Source organism: Streptomyces sp. NBC_00435, assembly GCF_036014235.1.
Lineage (GTDB): Bacteria > Actinomycetota > Actinomycetes > Streptomycetales > Streptomycetaceae > Streptomyces.
Genome location: NZ_CP107924.1, coordinates 4,304,334 through 4,324,451 on the forward strand (window position 1 = coordinate 4,304,334; position 20,118 = coordinate 4,324,451).

The following is a 20,118-nucleotide window of genomic DNA, read 5'->3' on the forward strand; positions in this document are numbered from 1 at the left end:
CGGGGGCCCGGCGCGGGCCGGGCACCGACCAGGCCGGCGAGTGCGGCCACATCACTGGTCCTCGGAGATCGTCGGGCCCGCGGCCGGGTCCCGGGCCAGGAGATCCGTTTCCTCGAAGACCAGCAGGGTGCGCGTGGAGAGGACCTCCGGGATGGACTGGAGGCGGGTCAGGACCAGCTCGCGCAGGGTGCGGTTGTCCGGGGTGTGGACCAGGAACAGGACGTCGAAATCCCCGCTGACCAGGGCGATGTGTGCGGCGCCGGGGAGCTCGCGGAGCTGTTCGCGGACCGTGCGCCAGGAATTCTGGACGATCTTCAGGGTGATGTAGGCGGAGGCGCCCTGGCCCGCCCGCTCGTGGTTGACGCGGGCGGTGAAGCCCCGGATCACCCCGTCGTCGATGAGGCGGTTGATGCGGGCGTAGGCATTGGCCCGGGAGACGTGGACCTGCTCGGCGACGGATCGTATCGAGGCGCGGCCGTCCGCCTGGAGCAGGCGCACGATCGAACGGTCTATGGGGTCCAGGGGGCGGGGAGGGGCGGGCTGTCCGGGCTGTCCGGGGGGTCCGGGCTGTCCGGGCGGTCCGGCAGGGCCTCCCGAGGGGCCGCCGGGGCTTCCGGAAGCGCCCCCCGGTGCGCCCCCCGCTCCAGGGCCAGCTCCGGAACCCGCTCCGGAACCCGCTCCGGCCATTTGTTCATCCGTCATCGCCCGTTGCCTGCCTCTCCTGGACGTCCTGCACCCATACCAGGGCGTCGCCGCCACTTTGTCCACAGCCTGGACCCGCCTGTAGCCAAATTGCCCGGGCAACCGAACAATCGGTAGGTGAGGGGCCTCACATCCGAGGCCTCCCTGCCCGCTTCCCACGAGGAGGTGTACGCCGCCATGACGGTCCAAGAGCTGCCTGGTGCCGGTGCGTCCCACCGTTCCACCCCGCCGCCCGCCTGGAGGCCCCGTACGGATGCCGCCCCGCTGCTCCCGGACCCCGAGCCGTACCGGGTGCTGGGCACGCCGGCCGCCGACCGGCTCGACCCCGAGCTGATGCGCCGGTGCTACGCCGAGCTCGTGCGCGGCCGCCGCTACAACGCCCAGGCCACCGCCCTCACCCGGCAGGGCCGTCTGGCCGTATATCCCTCCACCGTCGGCCAGGAGGCGTGCGAGATCGCCGCCGCGCTGGTGCTGGAGGAGCAGGACTGGCTCTTCCCGAGCTACCGCGACACCCTCGCGGCCGTGGCGCGCGGACTGGACCCCGTACAGGCCCTGACCCTCCTGCGCGGCGACTGGCACACCGGCTACGACCCGCGCGAGCACCGGATAGCCCCGCTGTCGACCCCCCTCGCCACCCAGCTGCCGCACGCGGTCGGCCTGGCGCACGCCGCCCGGCTGCGCGGGGACGACGTGGTCGCCCTCGCCATGGTCGGCGACGGCGGCACCAGCGAGGGCGACTTCCACGAGGCCATGAACTTCGCCGCCGTCTGGCAGGCACCGGTCGTCTTCCTCGTACAGAACAACGGCTTCGCGATATCCGTCCCGCTCGCCAAGCAGACCGCCGCCCCGACCCTCGCCCACAAGGCCGTGGGGTACGGGATGCCGGGCCGCCTCGTCGACGGCAACGACATCGCCGCCATGCACGAGGTGCTGTCCGAGGCGGTCCGGCGGGCCCGCTCCGGCGGCGGCCCGACCATGATCGAGGCCGTCACGTACCGGATCGAGGCCCACACCAACGCCGACGACGCGACCCGCTACCGGGGCGATGCCGAGGTAGCGGCCTGGAAGGCGCACGACCCGGTCGACCTGCTGGAACGCGAGCTCACCGCGCGCGGACTGCTGGACGAGGCGGGTATCCAGGCCGCCAAGGACGCGGCCGAGACGATGGCGGCGGCACTGCGGGACGGGATGAACGCGGAGCCCGTGCTCGACCCGATGGACCTGTTCGGACACGTCTACGCGGAGCAGACCGGCCGGCTGCGCGAACAGGCGGCCATGCTCCGTGCCGAGCTGGACGCGGCCGAGCAGGACGCGGCAGAGCAGGAAGAGGAGGACCCGTCATGACCACGGTGGCGGCGAAGCCGGCGACCATGGCGCAGGCCCTGGGCCGGGCGATGCGCGACGCGATGGCCGAGGACCCGAGCGTCCACGTGATGGGTGAGGACGTCGGCACGCTCGGCGGGGTCTTCCGCATCACGGACGGGCTCGCCAAGGAGTTCGGCGAGGACCGCTGTACGGACACCCCGCTCGCGGAGGCCGGAATCCTCGGAGCGGCCGTCGGCATGGCCATGTACGGGCTGCGGCCGGTCGTGGAGATGCAGTTCGACGCGTTCGCCTACCCGGCCTTCGAGCAGCTGATCTCGCACGTGGCGAAGATGCGCAACCGCACCCGGGGAGCCATGCCGCTCCCGATCACGATCCGCGTGCCGTACGGCGGCGGCATCGGCGGTGTGGAGCACCACAGCGACTCCTCCGAGGCGTACTACGTGGCCACCCCGGGGCTCACCGTCGTGACCCCGGCGACGGTCGAGGACGCCTACGGGCTGCTGCGCGCCTCGATAGCCAGCGACGACCCGGTGGTGTTCCTGGAGCCGAAGCGGCTGTACTGGTCCAAGGCCGACTGGTCCCCGGAAGCCCCCGCCGCGGTCCCCGGGATCGGCAAGGCCCTCGTCCGGCGCAGCGGTACGAGCGCGACCCTGATCACCTACGGGCCCTCCCTGCCGGTGTGCATGGAGGCGGCCGAGGCGGCGCGCGAGGAGGGCTGGGACCTCGAGGTCGTGGACCTGCGCTCGCTGGTCCCCTTCGACGAGGAGACCGTCGTGGCCTCCGTACGCCGGACCGGGCGCGCGGTGGTGGTCCACGAGTCGGGCGGCTTCGGCGGTCCCGGCGCGGAGATCGCCGCCCGCGTCACGGAGCGGTGCTTCCACCATCTGGAGGCGCCGGTGCTCCGTGTGACCGGGTTCGACATCCCGTACCCGCCGCCGATGCTGGAGAAGCACCACCTGCCCGGCGTGGACCGGATCCTGGACACCGTGGCTCGTCTGCAGTGGGAGAACTGATGCCACAGGTGATGGAGTTCAAACTGCCGGACCTCGGGGAAGGCCTGACCGAGGCGGAGATCGTCCGCTGGCTGGTGGCGGTCGGGGACGTCGTCGCCATCGACCAGCCCGTCGTCGAGGTCGAGACGGCCAAGGCGATGGTCGAGGTGCCCTGCCCGTACGGAGGCGTCGTCACCGCCCGCTTCGGTGAGGAGGGGACGGAACTGCCGGTCGGCGCACCGCTGATCACCGTGGCGGTGGGGGCGGCGGCCGAGGTTCCCGACGGGCCCGCGGCGGCTTCGTCCGGCTCGGGGAACGTGCTGGTCGGCTACGGCACGGACCATTCACGTCCGGCGCGTCGGAGGCGGGTGCGACCCGGCTCCGCCGCGCCGGGGGGTTTCTCCGGGGCCGTGGCTCCGGCTGCCGTCCCGGCCCGGGCGTCGACCCCGTCCCCGGCTTCGGCTCCGGCCGCTGTTGCGGTGGCCGTCCCGGTGAGCGCCGTCCCGGCCGCCGCCGCCGGGCCCGTGCCGGTCATTTCGCCGCTGGTGCGGAAACTGGCCCGGGACCACGGGGTGGACCTGCGCGCGCTGCGCGGCTCCGGCCCCCAGGGCCTGATCCTGCGCGCGGACGTCGAAGCGGCGCTGAGCGCGCCGGCGGTGGCTGCCGCCGCCGCACCGGCCGCGGCACCAGCCTCCGTCCCCGCCGCGCCGGAGGGTGCCACGAGGATCCCGCTCAAGGGGGTGCGCGGCGCGGTCGCGGACAAGCTGTCGCGCAGCCGGCGCGAGATCCCGGACGCCACCTGCTGGGTCGACGCGGACGCCACCGAACTCATGGCGACACGGGCGGCGATGAACGCGGCGGGCGGGCCGAAGGTCTCGGTGCTCGCGCTGCTCGCCCGGATCTGCACGGCGGCACTGGCACGGCACCCGGAGCTCAACTCCACGGTGGACCTGGCGGCGAACGAGATCGTCCGGCTCCCGGCCGTGCACCTCGGCTTCGCCGCGCAGACCGAGCGGGGCCTGATGGTCCCGGTGGTCCGGGACGCGCAGACGCGCAGCGCCGAGTCCCTGTCGGCGGAGTTCGCCCGGCTGACCGAGCTGGCCCGCGCGGGCAAGCTGGCGCCGGCCGACCTCACCGGTGGCACCTTCACCCTGAACAACTACGGGGTGTTCGGTGTGGACGGTTCCACGCCCATCATCAACCACCCGGAGGCGGCGATGCTCGGCGTGGGCCGGATCATCCCGAAGCCGTGGGTGCACAAGGGCGAACTGGCGGTCCGGCAGGTCGTGCAGCTGTCCCTGACCTTCGACCACCGGGTCTGCGACGGCGGCACGGCGGGCGGCTTCCTGCGGTACGTCGCGGACTGCGTCGAGTCCCCGGCGGTACTGCTGCGCAGCCTGTAGAGCGGCGCGGCCCGCGGCCCGGCCGGCGGGACTGGATGTCGGTCCCGCCGGCGCTCGGCTCAGGTGGTCAGGAGCAGCTTCCCCACGTGCGTGCTCGACTCCAGGACGCGGTGGGCCTCGGCCGCCTCCGGCATGGGGTACGTCGCGTGCACCACGGGCTGGATGCGGCCCGCCTCGACCAGGGGCCACACGTGCTCCCGTACGGCCGCGACGATCGCCGCCTTCTCCTCCAGCGGGCGGGCCCGGAGCGTGGTGGCGGTGACCGCCGCCCGCTTCGCCAGCAGCGTGGCCAGGTTGAGCTCGGCCTTGACCCCGCCCTGGAGCCCGATGATCGCGAGGCGGCCGTTCACGGCCAGCGCGTCGACGTTCCGGGTCAGGTACTTCGCGCCCATGATGTCCAGGATCACGTCGGCCCCGACGCCGTCCGTGGCCGCTCGCAGCTCCTCCACGAAGTCCTGCTCGCGGTAGTCGATCAGGATGTCCGCGCCCAGCTCCGCGCAGCGCGCCAGCTTCTCCTTGCCGCCCGCCGTCACCGCGACCCGCGCGCCCACGGCCTTGGCCAGCTGGATCGCCATCGTCCCGATGCCGCTCGATCCGCCGTGCACCAGCAGGGTCTCGCCGGGGCGCAGGCCGGCCACCATGAACACGTTCGACCAGACCGTGCACACCACCTCGGGCAGCGCCGCCGCCGTCACCAGGTCCAAGCCCGCGGGCACCGGCAGCAGCTGGCCCGCCGGGACGGCCACCTTCTGCGCGTACCCGCCGCCGGCCAGCAGCGCGCACACCTCGTCGCCGACCGACCACCCGGAGACCCCGGGCCCGATCGAGGAGATCCGCCCCGAGCACTCCAGGCCCGGATGGGGCGATGCGCCCGGCGGGGGGTTGTAGAAGCCCTGCCGCTGCAGGACGTCGGCGCGGTTCACGGCGCTGGCTGCGACCTCGACGAGTACTTCGCCGTCGCCGACCACCGGGTCGGGTACGTCGGCCCACACCAGGGCCTCGGGGCCGCCGGGCTGTTCGATGGTGATCGCATGCATGGCCCGGAGGCTACCGGTCGGACGGACCGCAGGGAGGGCCGCGGCGCCGACTGCCCCGTCGACTACTCCGCCGAACCCAGCACCACGGGCGGGGAACTCGGCGGTACGGCGCGGACGATCGTGATCAGGCGGTCCGTCAGCTGGAGCGGGCTCGCGTGCGGGTCGTCGTACGGGAGCAGGCGGTGGCCGCGCAGGACGCTGACGACCAGGTCCTCGGTGTCCCGGACCGATTTGCCGACCTCGGCCTTCCTGACCGGACGCTCGATCAGGTCGAGGCCGCTGCCCTGCTGGATCAGGTCCTCCATCACCGTGCCCGCGCTCGGGCTGAGCACCGAGAGCCCGAGCAGCCGGCCCGCCGCGCTGGCGCTCGTGATGACCGCGTCCGCGCCGGACTGGCGCAGCAGCGGGGCGTTCTCCTCTTCCCGGACGGCCGCCACGATCTTGGCGCCGCGGTTGAGCTGGCGGGCCGTCAGCGTGACCAGAACCGCCGTGTCGTCCCGCTGAGTGGCGATGACGATCTGACGGGCCTTCTGCAGCTCGGCGCGGAGCAGCACTTCGGAGCGCGTGGCGTCGCCGACGACTCCTGTGAACCCCTCCGAGTTGGCGATGTCGATCACCTTGGCGCTGGGGTCGACGATGACGACCTGGTCCCGGTGGAGGCCGGTGGCCAGCAGGGTCTGGAGGGCCGAGCGGCCCTTCGTCCCGAAGCCGACGACGACCGTGTGGTCACGCAAGTTCTTCCTCCAGCGGCTGAGGCGCCACTCTTCCCTGGTGCGTTCGGTCAGGACTTCCAGCGTGGTGCCGACCAGGATGATCAGGAACAGCACGCGGAGCGGCGTGATCAGCAGGACGTTGACCAGCCGTGCGCTGTCGCTGTACGGGACGATGTCGCCGTAGCCGGTCGTCGACAGGGTGACGGTCGCGTAGTAGACGCAGTCGAGGAAGTCGACCTGGTTGTTGGCGTTGTCGTGGTAGCCGTCGCGGTCGATCCACACGATCAGGACCGTCAGGCACATGACGAACAGCGCCATCAGCAGCCGTCGGGTGACCTGCCTCAGCGGTTTCTCGACGACGCGCTTGGGCAGTTTGATGCGGCGCGAGACGAGCTTCTCGTCGGCGCCGCGGGCCATCGCGTCGGAGCCGTGAAGTTTCACGTGAAACATCCCCCGGAGGCCCACGGCAGGTCGAGGATCTCCAGGTCCTGCCCGGACCTCGCCCCGTTCGGCGGTACGACGGCCAGCGCGTCGGCGGCGGCCACCCCGCGCAGCATCGCCGGGCCGCTGTAGCGCAGCGGTACGGCGTGCTCGTCGGTCAGCAGGACCGGTACGAGCCGGGTGTCGTGCGGGTGGCCCGGCACGTCGCCCCGCACCGGCACCGAGTACCGGGGCCGCGCGCCGCGACCGGCGAGTGCGCGCAGCAGCGGTTCTGCGAGGGTCAGCAGTCCGGACACGGCGGCCAGCGGATTGCCCGGCAGGCCGACCAGGTGCCGGACCGGGCCCTGGCCGGGGGACCCACCGCCGAGACGGGCCAGCAGCATCGGGTGCCCGGGGCGTACGGCGACCCCGTCGACGAGCAGTTCGGCGCCGGCCTTGGCCAGGACGGGGTGCACGTGGTCGACGGGGCCGGAGGCGGTGCCGCCGGTGGTGATGACCAGGTCGGCGCCGGAGCCGTTGACGGCCTCCAGCAGAGCCGCGGCACCCGCCGGGTCGTCTCCGAGCCGCCGGGTGGCGATCACGTCGGCGCCGAGCCGGGCCAGCCAGGGGCCCAGCATGGGGCTCAGCGCGTCGCGGATGAGGCCGTCGTGCGGGGGGCCCGCGGTGAGCAGCTCGTCGCCGAGCACCAGGATCTCCACGCGGGGCCGGGGCCGGGTGGTGAGTTCGTCGTACCCGGCGGCCGCGGCGAGTCCGAGGACGGCCGGGGTGACCAGGGAGCCGGCGGGCAGCAGCAGGTCGCCGGAGCGGCACTCCTGGCCGCGCGGGCGGATGTCCTGGCCGGTGGCGGCGGGCCGGTCGGCGTACAGCTGCGTGCCGGCCTCGCGGGAGTGCTCGCTGCGGATCACGGCGGTGGTGTCGGCGGGGATCCGGGCGCCGGTGGCGATCCGTACGGCCTCGCCGTCCGCGAGGGGCGCGGGGCGCTCGCTCCCGGCCAGCGCGCTGTCGCCGACGCGGACGGTCCAGGGGCCGGGCCCGGCGACGGCCCAGCCGTCCATGGCGGAGGTGTCGAAGGACGGCAGGTCGCCGAGGGCCTCCAGGGGCGCGGCCAGTACTTCGCCGAGGGCGGCCGGCAGGGCGACCTGGTGGCTGCGGCCGCGGACGGCCGACCCGGCGCGGGTGGCGGCCTCCCGGGCACGGCGCCAGGGCGCGGCGCGGTGGCCGCCGCCGTCGGGGTTGCGGCTGACCAGCGCGAGGGCCTGGTCGAGGGCGTGGTCGGCGTCGGCGGTCATCCGGACCCGGTCTCTCCGGTGCCGGCGTCCGCCGGCGGCGTGTCCGCGGCGGGCGCGTCGGCCGAGGGCGCTACGGCCGAGGGCGCGTCCGCGCTACCGGCCGTCTCCGCGGCCCAGCGCAGTGCCAGGTCGGCGGCCTTGCGGGAGGCCACGGCCACGGCCTCGGCGGGGTCGGCGCCGGCGGCTTCGGCCCGGGCCGCCGCGTAGCCGACGAGGAAGGTCGTCAGCGGGGCGGCGGGGCGGGCGACGCCGTGGGCGGCGTCACGGGCGAGGTCGAGCAGGGTCTTGGTGTCGACGGCCACGTCGATGCCCAGCTCGTTCTTGGCGGCGGTGATCCATTGCTCCAGCACGGTCCCATGCTCTCTGATCCGGGCGCGGGCGGCGGCGAGATCGTCCCAGGTGTCGCAGTCGAAAGAGGCGAGTGGCGCAGCCGCGGTGACGGGAGTGAGGTCGAGTTCGGCGGTGAGGGCGCGCAGCGGGAGGCCGGTCACGGAGCCGTGCTCCGTGGCCAGCAGGGCGATTTCCCTGCGCAGGGGTTCGGCACGGTAGGCGGCGACCAGGGGCTGGTCGCGGCCGTCCGGGTCCCGGAGCATGGCTCCGTCGCCGCCGGGCGCGTCGAGGAGGGTGCGGACCGTCTCCCGGTCCAGGAACGGCAGATCGGCCGAGAGCACGAGGACCCGTGCGGCCGTGGTCTGCCGCAGCCCGGCGTCCAGTGCGGCGAGGGGGCCGCCCCCAGGGGGATCCTCCCGGGTCCAGCGCACGGGCCGGGGCGTGGGCCTGCGGCCGCCGACGACCACGGTGGTCCGCGCGTCGGCGCAGGCGTCGAGGACGCGGTCGAGGAGCGGGCGGCCGCCGACGAGGAGGCCGGGCTTGTCGGCCCCTCCGAGCCGCTGCGCGGCGCCGCCGGCCAGCACGATCGCGTCGTAGGTCATGTCCCGAGTATGCGGGGGCCGCGTTGCGGATGGGTTCCAGCGTTCACCGCGTTCTTACGGGCCCGTTGTGAGGTGGCCGGCCGCTGCGCGGGGCGGAGTCCCTTCCCGCCCTTCCACGGATCCCCGGGCGCTGACCGGACCCCGGTCCTCGAACGCCGGACGGGCTGGAGGACCTGGAGTCCGCCTTGAACGCCGGCCTCCTGAAAAGGGGCTGCGACGGCCCGGGGCGGGGATTGGGTCCGGGGCCGCCCGGTGGGCGGCCCCGGAGGGTGGGGCTTAGAGGTACGGGCCCGAGCGGACCGCGCCGTGGGGGCCGTCCTCGTCGTCCTCGTGGGAGGCGCCGGGTGGCAGGGCGCGGCGCATCTGCTCCAGCTGGGCCCGCGCCGCCATCTGCTGTGCGAACAGGGCCGTCTGGATGCCGTGGAACAGGCCTTCCAGCCAGCCCACCAACTGGGCCTGGGCGATCCGCAGTTCCGCCTCGGAGGGGATCGCCTCCTCGGTGAAGGGGAGGGACAGGCGCTCCAGTTCCTCCACGAGCTCGGGAGCCAGGCCGTCCTCCAGCTCCTTCACGGACGCGGCGTGGATGTCCTTGAGACGGACCCGGCTGGCCTCGTCCAGAGGTGCGGCGCGTACCTCTTCCAGGAGTTGCTTGATCATGCTGCCGATCCGCATGACCTTGGCGGGCTGTTCGACCATCTCCGTCACCGGGACCTCGCGCGACTCGTCATCGGCGCCGCCGACCGGCATCCCGTCCTGGCCCACGATCAGGCCGTGCGGGGGGCTGTCCTGCGACCGTTCACTCCTCGGCATCTCCATGCCGTCATTGTCTCGCACACCTTCGTATTCACACGGTGTGCCCCCGCACAGGCGTGATCCACCCTGTGCGGGGGCACCAACTCCGCCGTCCGCCGCTGTCGTCGGTCCGTGCGCCGGTCAGACCTCGCGTCGTGCCAGTGCACCGCTGGAACGCGTGACCAGGGCCGCCAGCAGGGCCGCGCCCACCGGGACCGCGATCAGCAGACCGGCCAGCGTCGACCACGGCACCGCGATCGGCATGTACGGCACGGTCTCGGAGGCCGCCGAGTAGCCGCTCTCGATGCCGTGGCGGACCATGTCGGCCGCGGCCCGGCGTTCGGTGAGCCGCAGTCCGACGGCAGGCAGGATTCCGGCCGCCGAGCCGAGGACCACGCCCATCAGGGCGACCACCCCGCACTGGAAGCCGCTGAGGGTGCGCCGCACCCGCGGCGGTGCGCCGACCGCGGCCAGGGTCTTCAGGTCGCCTTCGGCATCGGCCTGGGCCAGCCCTGTGGCGATGCCGGCCGCGCCGATGGTGACCAGGCCCGCGAAGACGGTCAGGGCGAGCATGGCCAGGCTGTCGTCGCCCTCGTAGCCCTTCTCGATCTTCACGGTCGCGTCCAGGCCCATCTTGTCCAGTGCCCCGTCCAGCCGCTGCCGCTGCTCGGAGCTCGCGCCCCCGTCGAGGGTGAAGTACGAGCCGAAGGGGGCGGTGGCGATCCCGGCGCCCTTGGCCGCCGAGGCGGGGAGCACCAGCTCCAGGCCGTAGCCCTTGGCCGACTCGGGGGCCTGGTAGGCGGCGAACACCTTGTCCTGGCCGGGCGCCGGCTCGCCGGGCGCGTAGCCTTCGGCGGGCTCGTCACGGCCCATGATCAGCCGGACGGTGACCTTGTCGGCCTGGACGTTCTGCTTCTTGAAGGAGACGGCCTTGCCCGCCTTCAGCGCGGCCGCCGCACCCGGGTCCGCGGTGGCCAGGACGGTGAGCAGCTTCTCGTCGGCGACGACCAGGGGGATCCGGACGCCGAAGGGCTGGTCCTTGCACCGCCAGTCGTTGCGCAATTCCTTGCGCTGTTCCAGGGTGAAGGAACTGGGCCCGTTCTTGGCCGTGTAGAGGGGGCAGCGCTGGTCCTTCGGGATGATGATCTCGGCCCGCCCGCAGTCCTGGCTGGTGGAGTACCCGGAGCAGCCCGGCTTGCCGACGACCAGGCGTTCCACGTCAGCCCGTACGTCCAGCGGGAGTTCCTTCGTCAGGGCCTCGCGCATCGAGGCCACGTCCCGGAACGCGGAGTTCTCGTTCGTCTCGATCAGCCCGGCCCCGTAGGGCAGGTCGGCGACGTACTCGGCCCGCGCCTGGGTCTCGTGGCTGTGCTGGTACGTGGCCACCGCGACGGTGCCGGCGACGGCGGCCAGGACGGCGGCCACGGCCGGGGCCGTACGCCCCCGGTTGCGGACGGCGTCGCGCAGTGCGAGCCGGGGCGACAGCGGCAGCCACCGTCCGGCCCGCCCGAACAGGCCGACCAGGGTGGGGGTGAGGGCGACGATGCCCAGTTCGGCAATGGCGCTGCCGCCCGCGACGACGGTGGAGCCCATCTTGGAGACGGTTCCGTACAGGGCGATGACCACGCCGCCCGCGATGGCGAGCAGGCCGAGGACGGGCAGTATCCGGTTGGCCCGGCGCACGCCGCGGCGTCCGGTCAGCGAGGCGAGCACGGTCTGCCGGGAGGCGGTGACGGCCGGCACGATGGCGGCCAGCAGCCCGGTCAGGACGGCGAGCAGCCCGATGGCGAGGAGTTCCAGCGGGCGGAATTCGAAGCCGCCGAAGCGCTTGCCGATGGTCTCCTCCAGCACCGGCCGCAGGCCCACGGTGAGGGCGATGCCGATGGCGGTGCCGATGACGGCGGCCGCGGCGCCGATCACCAGGCCGCCGGAGAGCACGATGGCCCGGATGTGCCGCCGGTCGCCGCCGTTGGCGCCGACGAGGCCGAGCTGGCGGCGCGAGCGCCGGGCGCCGACCGCGAAGGCGGGTCCGGCCAGCAGGCAGATCTCCAGCATGGCGAGGCCGACGACGGTGGAGAGGATGGCGAGTTCGGTGGCTCCGACCGGGTCGTTGGACGCGTACCGGTCGCGCGGCTGCTCCGTGAAGAGCGGCACTTCGGAGTCGGCGGGCGGGTTCAGCAGGACCACGCGCGATTCGACGAGGAGGGACTTGGTGTTGGCCTGCTTGACCAGGTCCCACGTGAAGCCGGTGCCGCCGACCTTCACCAGGTATTCGTCCTGGGCGCGCACGCCCGGGCTGCCGGCGGCCTTCATGTCCCGGTCGAGCGGGGCCAGGAGGGTGCCGGGCGGGGCGAGGAGCTGCGGCTGGCCCAGCGCGTTGGGCAGCTCGTAGGCGCCCACGATCTTGTACGAGGTGGTCGACTCGCGCGGGACCACGCTGGAGCCGACGAAGTACCCGGACTGCTCCAGGAAGGAGGTGCTGGCGATGATCTCGCCCGCCCCCTGCGGCAGTCGGCCGCGCTCCAGGGTCCACAGGCCCTTGACCAGCGGGCTCGCCGGGTCCACTTCCCGCAGCTCGGTCCCAAGGATCCCGTACCGGGTGCGGACCTTGCCGTAGGACTTGCTGTCCTTGACGGCCTGGGCTCCGGCCGGGAGCGGGGGCGCGGGCCTGTTGGTGCTGTCCTCGTTCCCGCTGCCGGGGCCCGGCTCGTACTTGTCGTAGCCGCCGACCGGGGCGTAGCTCTGCGCGTCGGGGCTCTGGTAGATGGCCGTGCCCATGTGGGGGTCGCTCACCTTGGCGTCGGCCGCGCCGAGCAGGCGGTCCATGCGCTGCTCGCCGGAGAGCTGGGAGCTGCGCACGGTGAGGTCGACGGCGCTCACGCCGACGATCGGCAGAGCGATCATGGCCAGGACGAGGGCGCTGCGGCCCTTGGAGCGCCAGGCATCGCGGCGGGCTATCCGGATGGCCGCGATCCAGGAGTGGTACGAGGAGATCACTGAGCGGCCGCCTGCCCGGTGAGCAGGGAGTCCGCCTGGCTGCGCAGGGTCTCGTCGACGACGCTGCCGTCGCGCAGGAACACCACGCGGTCGGCCCAGGCCGCGAACCGCGGCTCGTGGGTGACCAGGATCCCGGCCGCGCCGGCCTCGCAGCGCGAGCGCAGCAGGGCGAGTACGGACTCGCCGGTCTCGGAGTCGAGGGCGCCGGTCGGCTCGTCGGCGAGGACGAGGCGGCGGTCGCCCACCAGGGCGCGGGCGATGGCCACGCGCTGCTGCTGGCCGCCGGACATCTCGTCGGGGAAGCGGTCGGCGAGCTGTCCGAGATTCATCTCCTGCAGGGCCGCGACCGCGCTGGTGCGGGCCTTGCGGGCGGAGATCCCGTCGAGTTCGAGCGGCAGGGCCACGTTCTCGGCCGCGGTGAGGGCCGGGATCAGGTTGTAGTCCTGGAAGACGTACCCGATGCTGCGGCGGCGCAGCGCGGCCAGCTGCTTGCGGCTCGCGGTGGTGATGTCGGTGCCCTCGACTATCACTTTGCCGCTGCTCGGGGTGTCGAGTCCGCCGGCGAGGGTCAGGAGCGTGGACTTGCCGGACCCGGACGGGCCCATGACGGCGACGAGTTCGCCGGGGTACACGGAGAGGTTGATTCCGCGCAGGGCGTGCACCTCGGTGGCGCCGCTGCCGTGCGTGCGGACGAGCTGGTCCAACTGCAGTACGGGCTGGTCAGGCATGAAGGGGTCCCCCTGGGACATGGAGCGGTGTTCAGCCCCGCCGCGTGCGGGCGGTACGGGGAAGCAGCCGGTCGGTGGTCGGGATCGGGGTCGTGGTCGGGACGGCGGTGCCGGGGGCCCCGCCGGTGGCCTCGGGCGGATCGGCCTCGGCCGGCGCGAGCTCTCCGAGCGCGGAGAGCCGTACGAGCCGGGCCTCGGAGTGGTCCAGCCAGCGGGCCTCGGCCTCGGTCTGGAAGATCAGCTGTTCCAGGACCAGCAGCCAGGCGATGTCGTCGCGCTCGCTGCCGCGGCCGCCCTCGATGGCGGTGAGGGCCTGCGCCTTGAGCCGGGTGTAGTCCTGCATGGCCTGGACGGTGGCGTGCCGCTGGGCCTGGATGACGGCGCGGATGTCCACGCCGGACGAGCCGACGGCCATGGCGAGCTTGATGGCGAGCTCGTCGCGGGGCGGATTGGCCCGGTCGACGGGGCGCTCGTACCACTCGCGCAGTTCGGAGCGTCCGGTGTCGGTGATGGCGTAGAGGGTGTGCCCCGCGGGGTCCTCGCCGCCGGGGGCGACGAGGCCGTCACGCTCCAGCCGGGCGAGCGTGGTGTACACCTGCCCGACGTTGAGAGGCCAGGTGGAACCGGTGCGGGACTCGAATTCGGTGCGCAGCTGGGAGCCGTACCGAGGGCCCCGTTCCAGCAGGGCGAGAAGGCCGTGGCGGATCGACATACTCAGTATGTATACCGAGTATGTCCTTGGCCGCAACCACCTTGAGGCCTATGCCGGAAGGGGGACCCGCCCGCTCGGGTCCGTCCCGGGAGGGAGTCCGGAGGGAGTCCGGAGCGAGGTCGGAGCGAGTCCGGAGCGAGGGTGGGAGGAGGCTAGCGCCCCCGCCGCAGCCGGATCCCCATGTAGCCGAAACCCAGTCCCATCAGGGCGAATCCCGTTCCGAGCGGCAGTATGTGCGCGGCGAGATCGGCGGCCCGCTCGTTCGGCTCGGTACCCAGCGCGCTGACCGGCGGCGGTGGCGAGGAAGGTGCGGGAGCCTGCGGGAGCGGTTCGGTGCGCGGGCGCACCGGGACGGGTCGCGCGGCGAGCACGGTCTCGGGATTGGCGGGTTCGCCCACCGGCCGCCCCGGCCGTTCCCGCCCGGCCCCGGCGGCGCTCCCGGCGAGATCCTCGAACGCCCGGTCCGCTACGTCGGCCACGGGCGCCGGGTCGCCGGAGGAAACGGCGGCGGTGGAGGCGGTGGCGCGTGCGGACCCCGTGTGTGCGGCCCCCGCGTGCGCGGGCGCCGCGACCAGCAGCGTGGCGGTTGCCATCGCTGCCCCGGCGGTCCAGCGCAGAGCGCGGGCGTGAGTCACGGATTCAGATTTGCATAACGGGACAAAACCGGCATCCCGTACGGGCCGTTCGGGATGCCGGCCGGTGCCGGGCCGTGTGCCGGGCCGTCTCCCGGCCGTATGCCGTGCCGGGCCTTCTAGAAGTACGGGTTCCGCACGCATCCTGACCCGCGCAGGGTCCGGTAGCCGGCGTCGTTGAACGCGGCGGCCCGCACGCCGATCCGGTCGAGGGCTCCCCCGGAAGATCGGCGGGTGCGTCCTGCGCGTATGTATCAGAACCGGCGCCCGGCGGGCGAACTCCGGTTCATCAATCCGTGGTGTCCCCCTGCGGGCCGCGTCACTCCGGGTCGCCGGTGGAGATGTACAGGGTGAAGGTGGTGCTCTTGGGGTCGATCTTGGATCCGGGGTACGGCATCTGATCGACGACGGTCCCCTCGCCGTAGACCGCTTCGTCCTTGGGCTGCTCCTCGTACCTCCAGCCGCCGGCCCGGATGCACGCCTTCACCGAGACCTGGTTCAGGTACCGGAAGTCCGGAGCCTGCACCTTGGTCGCGTCGTTGGAGTCCTTCGAGGGCGACTTGCACTTGGCCTCGTCGATCACCTTCGTGAGGTCGGGACCCTTGTGCCCGGTCTTCGCCGGACCGGACGCCGACTTGGAGGAGCCCGGGCTCGCCGTCCCGCCCTTGTCCTCGTCGCCCCCCAGCTTCAGGGACGCGACCAGCCCTCCGACCACCAGCAGCGCCACCACGACGGCCCCCACCACGAGCTGGGTGTTCTTCTTCCCCGGCGCGGCGGCCGGCGCCTGCGCGGCCTGCGGCGACAGTGAGTAGGGCGGCGGGGTCGGAGCCGAGTACGGCTGCGGGGTCGGCGTCTGGTGGGGCTGCTGGTGCGACTGCTGCGGGTACCCGTACGCCCCGGACGCGGGCGCCGGAGTCGGCGCGTACGGGGACGGCGCAGGGGTGTACGGGGACTGGTACGGCTGCTGCAGCGACGGCGGCGGCGCCTGCAGGGCGGAGTCCACCGGCGGGAACACGGCCGAGCCGAGCCCGGCTCCGCTGTTGGTGGGGTGCGAGCCGGGGACGATGACGGGGGCCCCGGTGTGCCCGGCGCCCGCCACCCGCGCGACCTCGTCGAGCATGGCGGCGGCGGTGGGGAAGCGCTCGTTCGGGTTCTTCTTCAGGGCCCGCGCCACCAGCGCGTCCATCGCCGGGGTGACCGAGCGGTTGATGGAGGACGGCGCGACCGGCTCCTCCTGCACGTGCGCGTACGCCATGCCCAGGGCCGAGTCCGCGACGAAGGGCACCCGCCCGGTCAGCAGCTCGAAGAGCATGATGCCGACCGAGTACAGGTCGGAGCGGGCGTCCACGGCGCGGCCGAGCGCCTGCTCGGGGGAGAGGTACTGAGGGGTGCCGACGACCATGCCGGTCTGCGTCATCGAGGTGACCCCGGACTGCATGGCACGGGCGATGCCGAAGTCCATCACCTTGACGAGTCCGCGCCGCGTCATCATGACGTTGCCCGGCTTGATGTCGCGGTGGACCAGCCCCATCTCGTGGCTGCTCTCCAGCGCGGCCAGGACGTCGGCCGTCACCTTCAGCGCCTTGTCGGCCGGCATGGCTCCGTACTGCCTGACGTCCCCGTCCAGGACGGAGCCCAGCGGCTGGCCCTCGACGTACTCCATGACGATGTACGGCATGACGGCGCCGTCGGCCGCCGAGGGGTCGGCGAAGGAGACGACGCCCTCACCCGTGTCGAATACCGAGACGATGTTCGTGTGCGACAGTTTCGCTACAGCCTGGGCCTCGCGGCGGAAGCGCTCGCGGAAGGACTGCTCGCGCCCGAGTTCGCTGTGCAGGGTCTTGATCGCCACCTGCCGGTCGAGCGCCGAATCGTAGGCGAGGTAGACGGAGGCCATGCCGCCCTCGCCGAGCAAGTCCCTTAGCTGGTAACGGCCACCGGCCAAAGAGCCGCCCGCGTACTGGCCCTGAGTGCCGTCCTGGCTCATGACTGTTGCTTCCCCTCGGGATGTGTCCCTACGCCTCTGGCTGAGCGCATGTCGGCCTCAGTCTGCCGGAGGGCAAGCACACGTCAAGCCAGGTTCCCGTTCCGTGACCACACGGCCACAGGGGGTCCACAGGCGGTGCATGTCCGAACAGCGACCGGGTGCGAGGCTGTAGCGTTCGTCGGAGCACACGACGAGGACCTACCGCTGAGCGGCGGCCGAGACAGACGACGGCGAGGACTGATGGCACCCGAACCCGAGGGAAGCGGCGCCGGGATGACCGAAGGTCCTGAGCACTGGGGCGCGGGCGGCCTGGTGGGAGACGGCCGTTACCGGCTGACCCACCGTCTGGGACGCGGCGGCATGGCCGAGGTCTTCGCGGCCGAGGACGTCCGGCTGGGCCGGACCGTCGCCGTGAAGCTGCTGCGCCCGGACCTCGCCGAGGACCCGGTGTCCAAGGCCCGCTTCACGCGCGAGGCGCAGTCGGTCGCCGGCCTGAACCACCATGCCGTCGTCGCCGTGTACGACTCGGGCGAGGACCGGGTCGGCCCGAACGTCGTCCCCTACATCGTCATGGAACTGGTCGAGGGCCGCACCATCCGCGACCTGCTGATCAGCGCCGAGGCCCCGGGCCCCGAGCAGGCGCTGATCATCGTCTCCGGCGTGCTCGAGGCGCTCGCGTACTCGCACCAGCACGGCATCGTGCACCGGGACATCAAGCCCGCCAACGTGATCATCACGGACACCGGCGCGGTCAAGGTGATGGACTTCGGCATCGCCCGCGCCCTGCACGGCGCGCAGTCGACGATGACCCAGACCGGCATGGTCATGGGAACGCCGCAGTACCTCTCGCCCGAACAGGCCCTCGGCAAGGCCGTGGACCACCGCTCCGACCTGTACGCCACGGGCTGTCTGCTCTACGAACTCCTCGCGCTGCGTCCTCCGTTCACCGGGGAGACCCCGCTGTCGGTGGTCTACCAGCACGTGCAGGACGCGCCGATCCCGCCCTCGCAGCTGCCGGAGGGCCACCAGATCCCGCAGGAGCTCGACGGACTCGTCATGCGCTCCCTCGCCAAGGACCCGGACGACCGGTTCCAGAGCGCCGAGGAGATGCGCGGGCTGGTCCAGTACTCCCTGCAGATGCTGCACGACCAGGGGCCCAACACCGGCACCTGGAACACCGGACCGGTCACCATGGCGCTGCCCCACGGGCGCGGCCCCTCGCAGACCACGGCGATGCCGATGCCCGGTCAGGGGCAGGGCCAGTACGGCTCGCACTCCACGACCTCGCAGTTCCAGCAGCCGATGGTGCCGCCGCTGAACCCGGACGACGGTTCCGCCTACCCCGGCGGGGGCGGCAACGGCCGCGGCCAGGGCGGTGGCGGCGGGTACGACGGCTACGACGGGTACGACGACCGTTCGGGCAGCGGCCGCTGGAAGCTGTGGCTGTTCGCGGTCCTCGCGGTCCTCGCGGTCGCGGGCGGAGTTGCGTACGCGGTCAACGGTTTCGGCGGCAAGGGCGGAGAGCCGAACACGCCGCCGCCGGTCTCGGTCTCCTCCTCGGGCGGTACGACGCCGGACAGCCCGTCGCCGGACACCACGCCGTCCAAGCCGTCGACGGAGAGCTCGTACTCCTTCTCGCCGAGCCCGAGCCGCAGCAAGTACACGCCGAGCTACTCGCCGTCGTACTCGCCCTCGAGCTCCCCGTCGGAGTCCGCGTCGCCCTCGCACTCGGCGTCGCAGAGCCCGTCGAAGTCGCCGTCCCCGAGGCCGTCGACGTCGAAGAGCCCGGACGACCCCGGTGGGGACGGCGCCGGCGAACAGTGACCCCGGGTCGTACGGTCCGACGCACACGAACGGCCCGGCGGAATTCCGTCGGGCCGTTCGCCGTGGGACCGAGGCCCCGCGGGCACCGTTCAGAGCGCGTGCTGGTACTGCCGGTCCAGATTGCCCGCGAGGGTGTGCACGGTGACCAGGTGGGGCTCGATCCGCATGTAGACGGGGTCGAAGACCGCGCCGTCCACGAAGTGCGGACCCGGGCCGAACAGCTCCAGTTCGGCGGTGGTGGGCTCGACGATGTTCGCGGTGCCGGTGAACTGAACCGACCACAGCTGGGATTCGCCGGAATTGAAGTTGTCGGCGCCGTAGGAGACCACGCTGCCATTACAGGCGTGGTGGTAGCCGAAACCGGAGTGCATTCTCAGGACGACCTTGCCGTTCACCACGATGTGGCGCGCGACGGCGAGGAAGGGCAGCGCGCGCATGCTGGTGGCGGCTCGGCCGTACGGCACGCGGCGCAGCAGTTCGATGGCGTGAAGTTCCTCTGGGGACATGTCATCCACTTTCCGGTACGGACACGGTGCCGGAAAAGAGGAGCCCGCCCCGCACATCGGGGACGTTGGTCCCGAATGGAACAGCGCGCCCCGTGGAATCGTGCAACCACGGGGCGTGACGCTGTGTAGCGAATGCGGGAGGCCGGGAGGAGCCCGGTGGGGATCATCTCGGGCAGGAGCTCGGTGGGAGGAGCTCAGTGCCGCTTCTCGGCCTGCAGGCGGGCCACGTACGCGGCGGCCTGCGACCGGCGCTCCATGCCCAGCTTGGACAGCAGGCTGGAGACGTAGTTCTTGATGGTCTTCTCGGCCAGGTGCAGGCGCTCGCCGATCACGCGGTTCGTCAGGCCCTCGCCGATCAGGTCGAGGATCTTGCGTTCCTGCTCGGTGAGGTTCGACAGGCGGTCGTCACCCTTGCCGTTCTTGCCGTCGCGCAGCCGCTCCAGCACCCGGGCGGTGGCCACGGGGTCCAGCAGCGACTTGCCGGCCGCCACGTCCCGTACGGCGTTGAGCAGCTCGTTGCCGCGGATCGCCTTCAGTACGTAGCCCGAGGCGCCGGCCATGATCGCGTCGAACAGCGCCTCGTCGTCGGCGAACGAGGTGAGCATCAGGCACTTGATGTCCTCGTTCTGGGAGCGCACCTCGCGGCACACCTCCACGCCACTGCCGTCGGGCAGGCGGACGTCGAGAACGGCTACGTCGGGGCGGGTGGCGGGGATGCGGACCAGTGCGTCGGCGGCCGTGCCGGCCTCGCCGACGACCTCGATGTCGGCTTCCATCGACAGCAGCTCGTGAACACCCCGGCGTACCACTTCGTGGTCGTCCAGGAGGAATACCTTGATTTTTCCGTTTTCGCGCACGAACTCAGTTTCACACACTCACCCCTTCCCTGCCGGTGACGACCGGGATAACGTGCCGTTGTTCCGGCCCCCTGCAAGGCTGTGACCAGTGGTTGTTCCCGGTTCTGCCGATTTACTTGGAAATCCAAGCAAAATCGCAGGTCAAACGGGGTTTCGCAGTTATGCGGCGCACTGGGTAACGTGCATTGCGCAGGGCACTCGCCGGGGCACCTGTCACGCCTGAATCCCAGACCCGAAGCGCACCCACC

17 protein-coding genes are annotated in these 20,118 nt (G+C 72.5%); 4 read left to right on the forward strand and 13 right to left on the reverse strand.

What is annotated here, in order from left to right:
• Positions 1-51 precede the first annotated feature (51 nt).
• Complete coding sequence (locus tag OG389_RS19750; protein ID WP_328299784.1) at positions 52-702, reverse strand: Lrp/AsnC family transcriptional regulator; 651 nt, start codon at positions 700-702, stop codon at positions 52-54.
• A gap of 177 nt (positions 703-879) precedes the next feature.
• Here OG389_RS19750 and pdhA point away from each other — a divergent pair, with 177 nt between their 5' ends.
• From pdhA to OG389_RS19765, 3 genes are read left to right on the forward strand one after another with little or no spacing between them, the layout of a single operon-like run.
• Complete coding sequence (gene pdhA / locus OG389_RS19755) at positions 880-2,046, forward strand: pyruvate dehydrogenase (acetyl-transferring) E1 component subunit alpha (protein WP_328303931.1); 1,167 nt, start codon at positions 880-882, stop codon at positions 2,044-2,046.
• On the forward strand, positions 2,043-3,041 hold the full coding sequence (locus OG389_RS19760) for an alpha-ketoacid dehydrogenase subunit beta (protein ID WP_328299785.1): 999 nt from the start codon (positions 2,043-2,045) through the stop codon (positions 3,039-3,041). The genes pdhA and OG389_RS19760 overlap by 4 nt, the downstream gene beginning before the upstream one ends.
• On the forward strand, positions 3,041-4,423 hold the full coding sequence (locus OG389_RS19765; protein WP_328299786.1) for a dihydrolipoamide acetyltransferase family protein: 1,383 nt from the start codon (positions 3,041-3,043) through the stop codon (positions 4,421-4,423). The genes OG389_RS19760 and OG389_RS19765 overlap by 1 nt, the downstream gene beginning before the upstream one ends.
• A 59-nt stretch (positions 4,424-4,482) precedes the next feature.
• Here OG389_RS19765 and OG389_RS19770 read toward each other — a convergent pair whose 3' ends face one another.
• The 10 genes from OG389_RS19770 to OG389_RS19815 form a co-directional block, all read right to left on the reverse strand.
• Positions 4,483-5,460 carry an NAD(P)H-quinone oxidoreductase gene (locus OG389_RS19770; protein WP_328299787.1) on the reverse strand — a complete coding sequence of 326 codons (978 nt, stop codon included), beginning with the start codon at positions 5,458-5,460 and terminating at the stop codon, positions 4,483-4,485.
• Positions 5,461-5,522: 62 nt separating this feature from the next.
• Positions 5,523-6,623: a potassium channel family protein gene (locus tag OG389_RS19775; protein ID WP_328299788.1), complete on the reverse strand. Its 1,101-nt coding sequence runs from the start codon at positions 6,621-6,623 to the stop codon at positions 5,523-5,525.
• Positions 6,611-7,903, reverse strand: a complete 1,293-nt coding sequence (locus OG389_RS19780; RefSeq protein ID WP_328299789.1) for a molybdopterin molybdotransferase MoeA — start codon at positions 7,901-7,903, stop codon at positions 6,611-6,613. Before OG389_RS19780 ends, OG389_RS19775 begins: the two co-directional genes overlap by 13 nt.
• Entirely contained in the window at positions 7,900-8,835 is a 936-nt protein-coding gene (locus OG389_RS19785) for an NTP transferase domain-containing protein (RefSeq protein ID WP_328299790.1), read from the reverse strand. Before OG389_RS19785 ends, OG389_RS19780 begins: the two co-directional genes overlap by 4 nt.
• Before the next feature lie 276 nt (positions 8,836-9,111).
• Positions 9,112-9,651: a bacterial proteasome activator family protein gene (locus OG389_RS19790; RefSeq protein ID WP_328299791.1), complete on the reverse strand. Its 540-nt coding sequence runs from the start codon at positions 9,649-9,651 to the stop codon at positions 9,112-9,114.
• Positions 9,652-9,768: 117 nt separating this feature from the next.
• Positions 9,769-12,624, reverse strand: a complete 2,856-nt coding sequence (locus OG389_RS19795) for an ABC transporter permease (protein WP_328299792.1) — start codon at positions 12,622-12,624, stop codon at positions 9,769-9,771.
• Positions 12,621-13,352 carry an ABC transporter ATP-binding protein gene (locus OG389_RS19800; protein WP_328299793.1) on the reverse strand — a complete coding sequence of 244 codons (732 nt, stop codon included), beginning with the start codon at positions 13,350-13,352 and terminating at the stop codon, positions 12,621-12,623. Before OG389_RS19800 ends, OG389_RS19795 begins: the two co-directional genes overlap by 4 nt.
• A 31-nt stretch (positions 13,353-13,383) precedes the next feature.
• Positions 13,384-14,064: a PadR family transcriptional regulator gene (locus tag OG389_RS19805; protein ID WP_328299794.1), complete on the reverse strand. Its 681-nt coding sequence runs from the start codon at positions 14,062-14,064 to the stop codon at positions 13,384-13,386.
• Positions 14,065-14,216: 152 nt separating this feature from the next.
• The gene (locus OG389_RS19810; RefSeq protein WP_328299795.1) at positions 14,217-14,699 is read right to left on the reverse strand and encodes a hypothetical protein; all 483 of its coding nucleotides are present in this window, start codon (positions 14,697-14,699) and stop codon (positions 14,217-14,219) included.
• A 316-nt stretch (positions 14,700-15,015) separates the two neighbouring features.
• A complete protein-coding gene (locus OG389_RS19815; RefSeq protein WP_328299796.1) occupies positions 15,016-16,683 on the reverse strand; it encodes a Stk1 family PASTA domain-containing Ser/Thr kinase in 1,668 nt (555 codons plus the stop codon).
• 273 nt (positions 16,684-16,956) lie between these two features.
• Between OG389_RS19815 and OG389_RS19820 the strand changes: the two genes are divergently transcribed.
• Positions 16,957-18,507: a protein kinase domain-containing protein gene (locus tag OG389_RS19820; RefSeq protein ID WP_328299797.1), complete on the forward strand. Its 1,551-nt coding sequence runs from the start codon at positions 16,957-16,959 to the stop codon at positions 18,505-18,507.
• Positions 18,508-18,596: 89 nt separating this feature from the next.
• On the opposite strand, the gene OG389_RS19825 is transcribed toward OG389_RS19820, so the two are convergent.
• Together OG389_RS19825 and OG389_RS19830 are read right to left on the reverse strand one after the other, a co-directional pair.
• Positions 18,597-19,013, reverse strand: a complete 417-nt coding sequence (locus OG389_RS19825) for a pyridoxamine 5'-phosphate oxidase family protein (RefSeq protein WP_328299798.1) — start codon at positions 19,011-19,013, stop codon at positions 18,597-18,599.
• Between the two features lie 194 nt (positions 19,014-19,207).
• Positions 19,208-19,870 carry a response regulator transcription factor gene (locus tag OG389_RS19830; protein WP_328299799.1) on the reverse strand — a complete coding sequence of 221 codons (663 nt, stop codon included), beginning with the start codon at positions 19,868-19,870 and terminating at the stop codon, positions 19,208-19,210.
• Positions 19,871-20,118 lie beyond the last annotated feature (248 nt).

Bases quoted from the DNA above. Each gene is read 5' to 3' on its own strand.
- OG389_RS19770 (WP_328299787.1), bottom strand. From the start codon at position 5,460: ATGCATGCGATCACCATCGAACAGCCCGGCGGCCCCGAGGCCCTGGTG.
- OG389_RS19805 (WP_328299794.1), bottom strand. From the start codon at position 14,064: ATGTCGATCCGCCACGGCCTTCTCGCCCTGCTGGAACGGGGCCCTCGG.
- OG389_RS19825 (WP_328299798.1), bottom strand. From the start codon at position 19,013: ATGTCCCCAGAGGAACTTCACGCCATCGAACTGCTGCGCCGCGTGCCG.
- pdhA (WP_328303931.1), top strand. From the start codon at position 880: ATGACGGTCCAAGAGCTGCCTGGTGCCGGTGCGTCCCACCGTTCCACC.
- OG389_RS19790 (WP_328299791.1), bottom strand. From the start codon at position 9,651: ATGGAGATGCCGAGGAGTGAACGGTCGCAGGACAGCCCCCCGCACGGC.
- OG389_RS19800 (WP_328299793.1), bottom strand. From the start codon at position 13,352: ATGCCTGACCAGCCCGTACTGCAGTTGGACCAGCTCGTCCGCACGCAC.
- OG389_RS19750 (WP_328299784.1), bottom strand. From the start codon at position 702: ATGACGGATGAACAAATGGCCGGAGCGGGTTCCGGAGCGGGTTCCGGA.
- OG389_RS19815 (WP_328299796.1), bottom strand. From the start codon at position 16,683: ATGAGCCAGGACGGCACTCAGGGCCAGTACGCGGGCGGCTCTTTGGCC.
- OG389_RS19765 (WP_328299786.1), top strand. From the start codon at position 3,041: ATGCCACAGGTGATGGAGTTCAAACTGCCGGACCTCGGGGAAGGCCTG.
- OG389_RS19760 (WP_328299785.1), top strand. From the start codon at position 2,043: ATGACCACGGTGGCGGCGAAGCCGGCGACCATGGCGCAGGCCCTGGGC.
- OG389_RS19780 (WP_328299789.1), bottom strand. From the start codon at position 7,903: ATGACCGCCGACGCCGACCACGCCCTCGACCAGGCCCTCGCGCTGGTC.
- OG389_RS19785 (WP_328299790.1), bottom strand. From the start codon at position 8,835: ATGACCTACGACGCGATCGTGCTGGCCGGCGGCGCCGCGCAGCGGCTC.
- OG389_RS19820 (WP_328299797.1), top strand. From the start codon at position 16,957: ATGACCGAAGGTCCTGAGCACTGGGGCGCGGGCGGCCTGGTGGGAGAC.
- OG389_RS19775 (WP_328299788.1), bottom strand. From the start codon at position 6,623: ATGTTTCACGTGAAACTTCACGGCTCCGACGCGATGGCCCGCGGCGCC.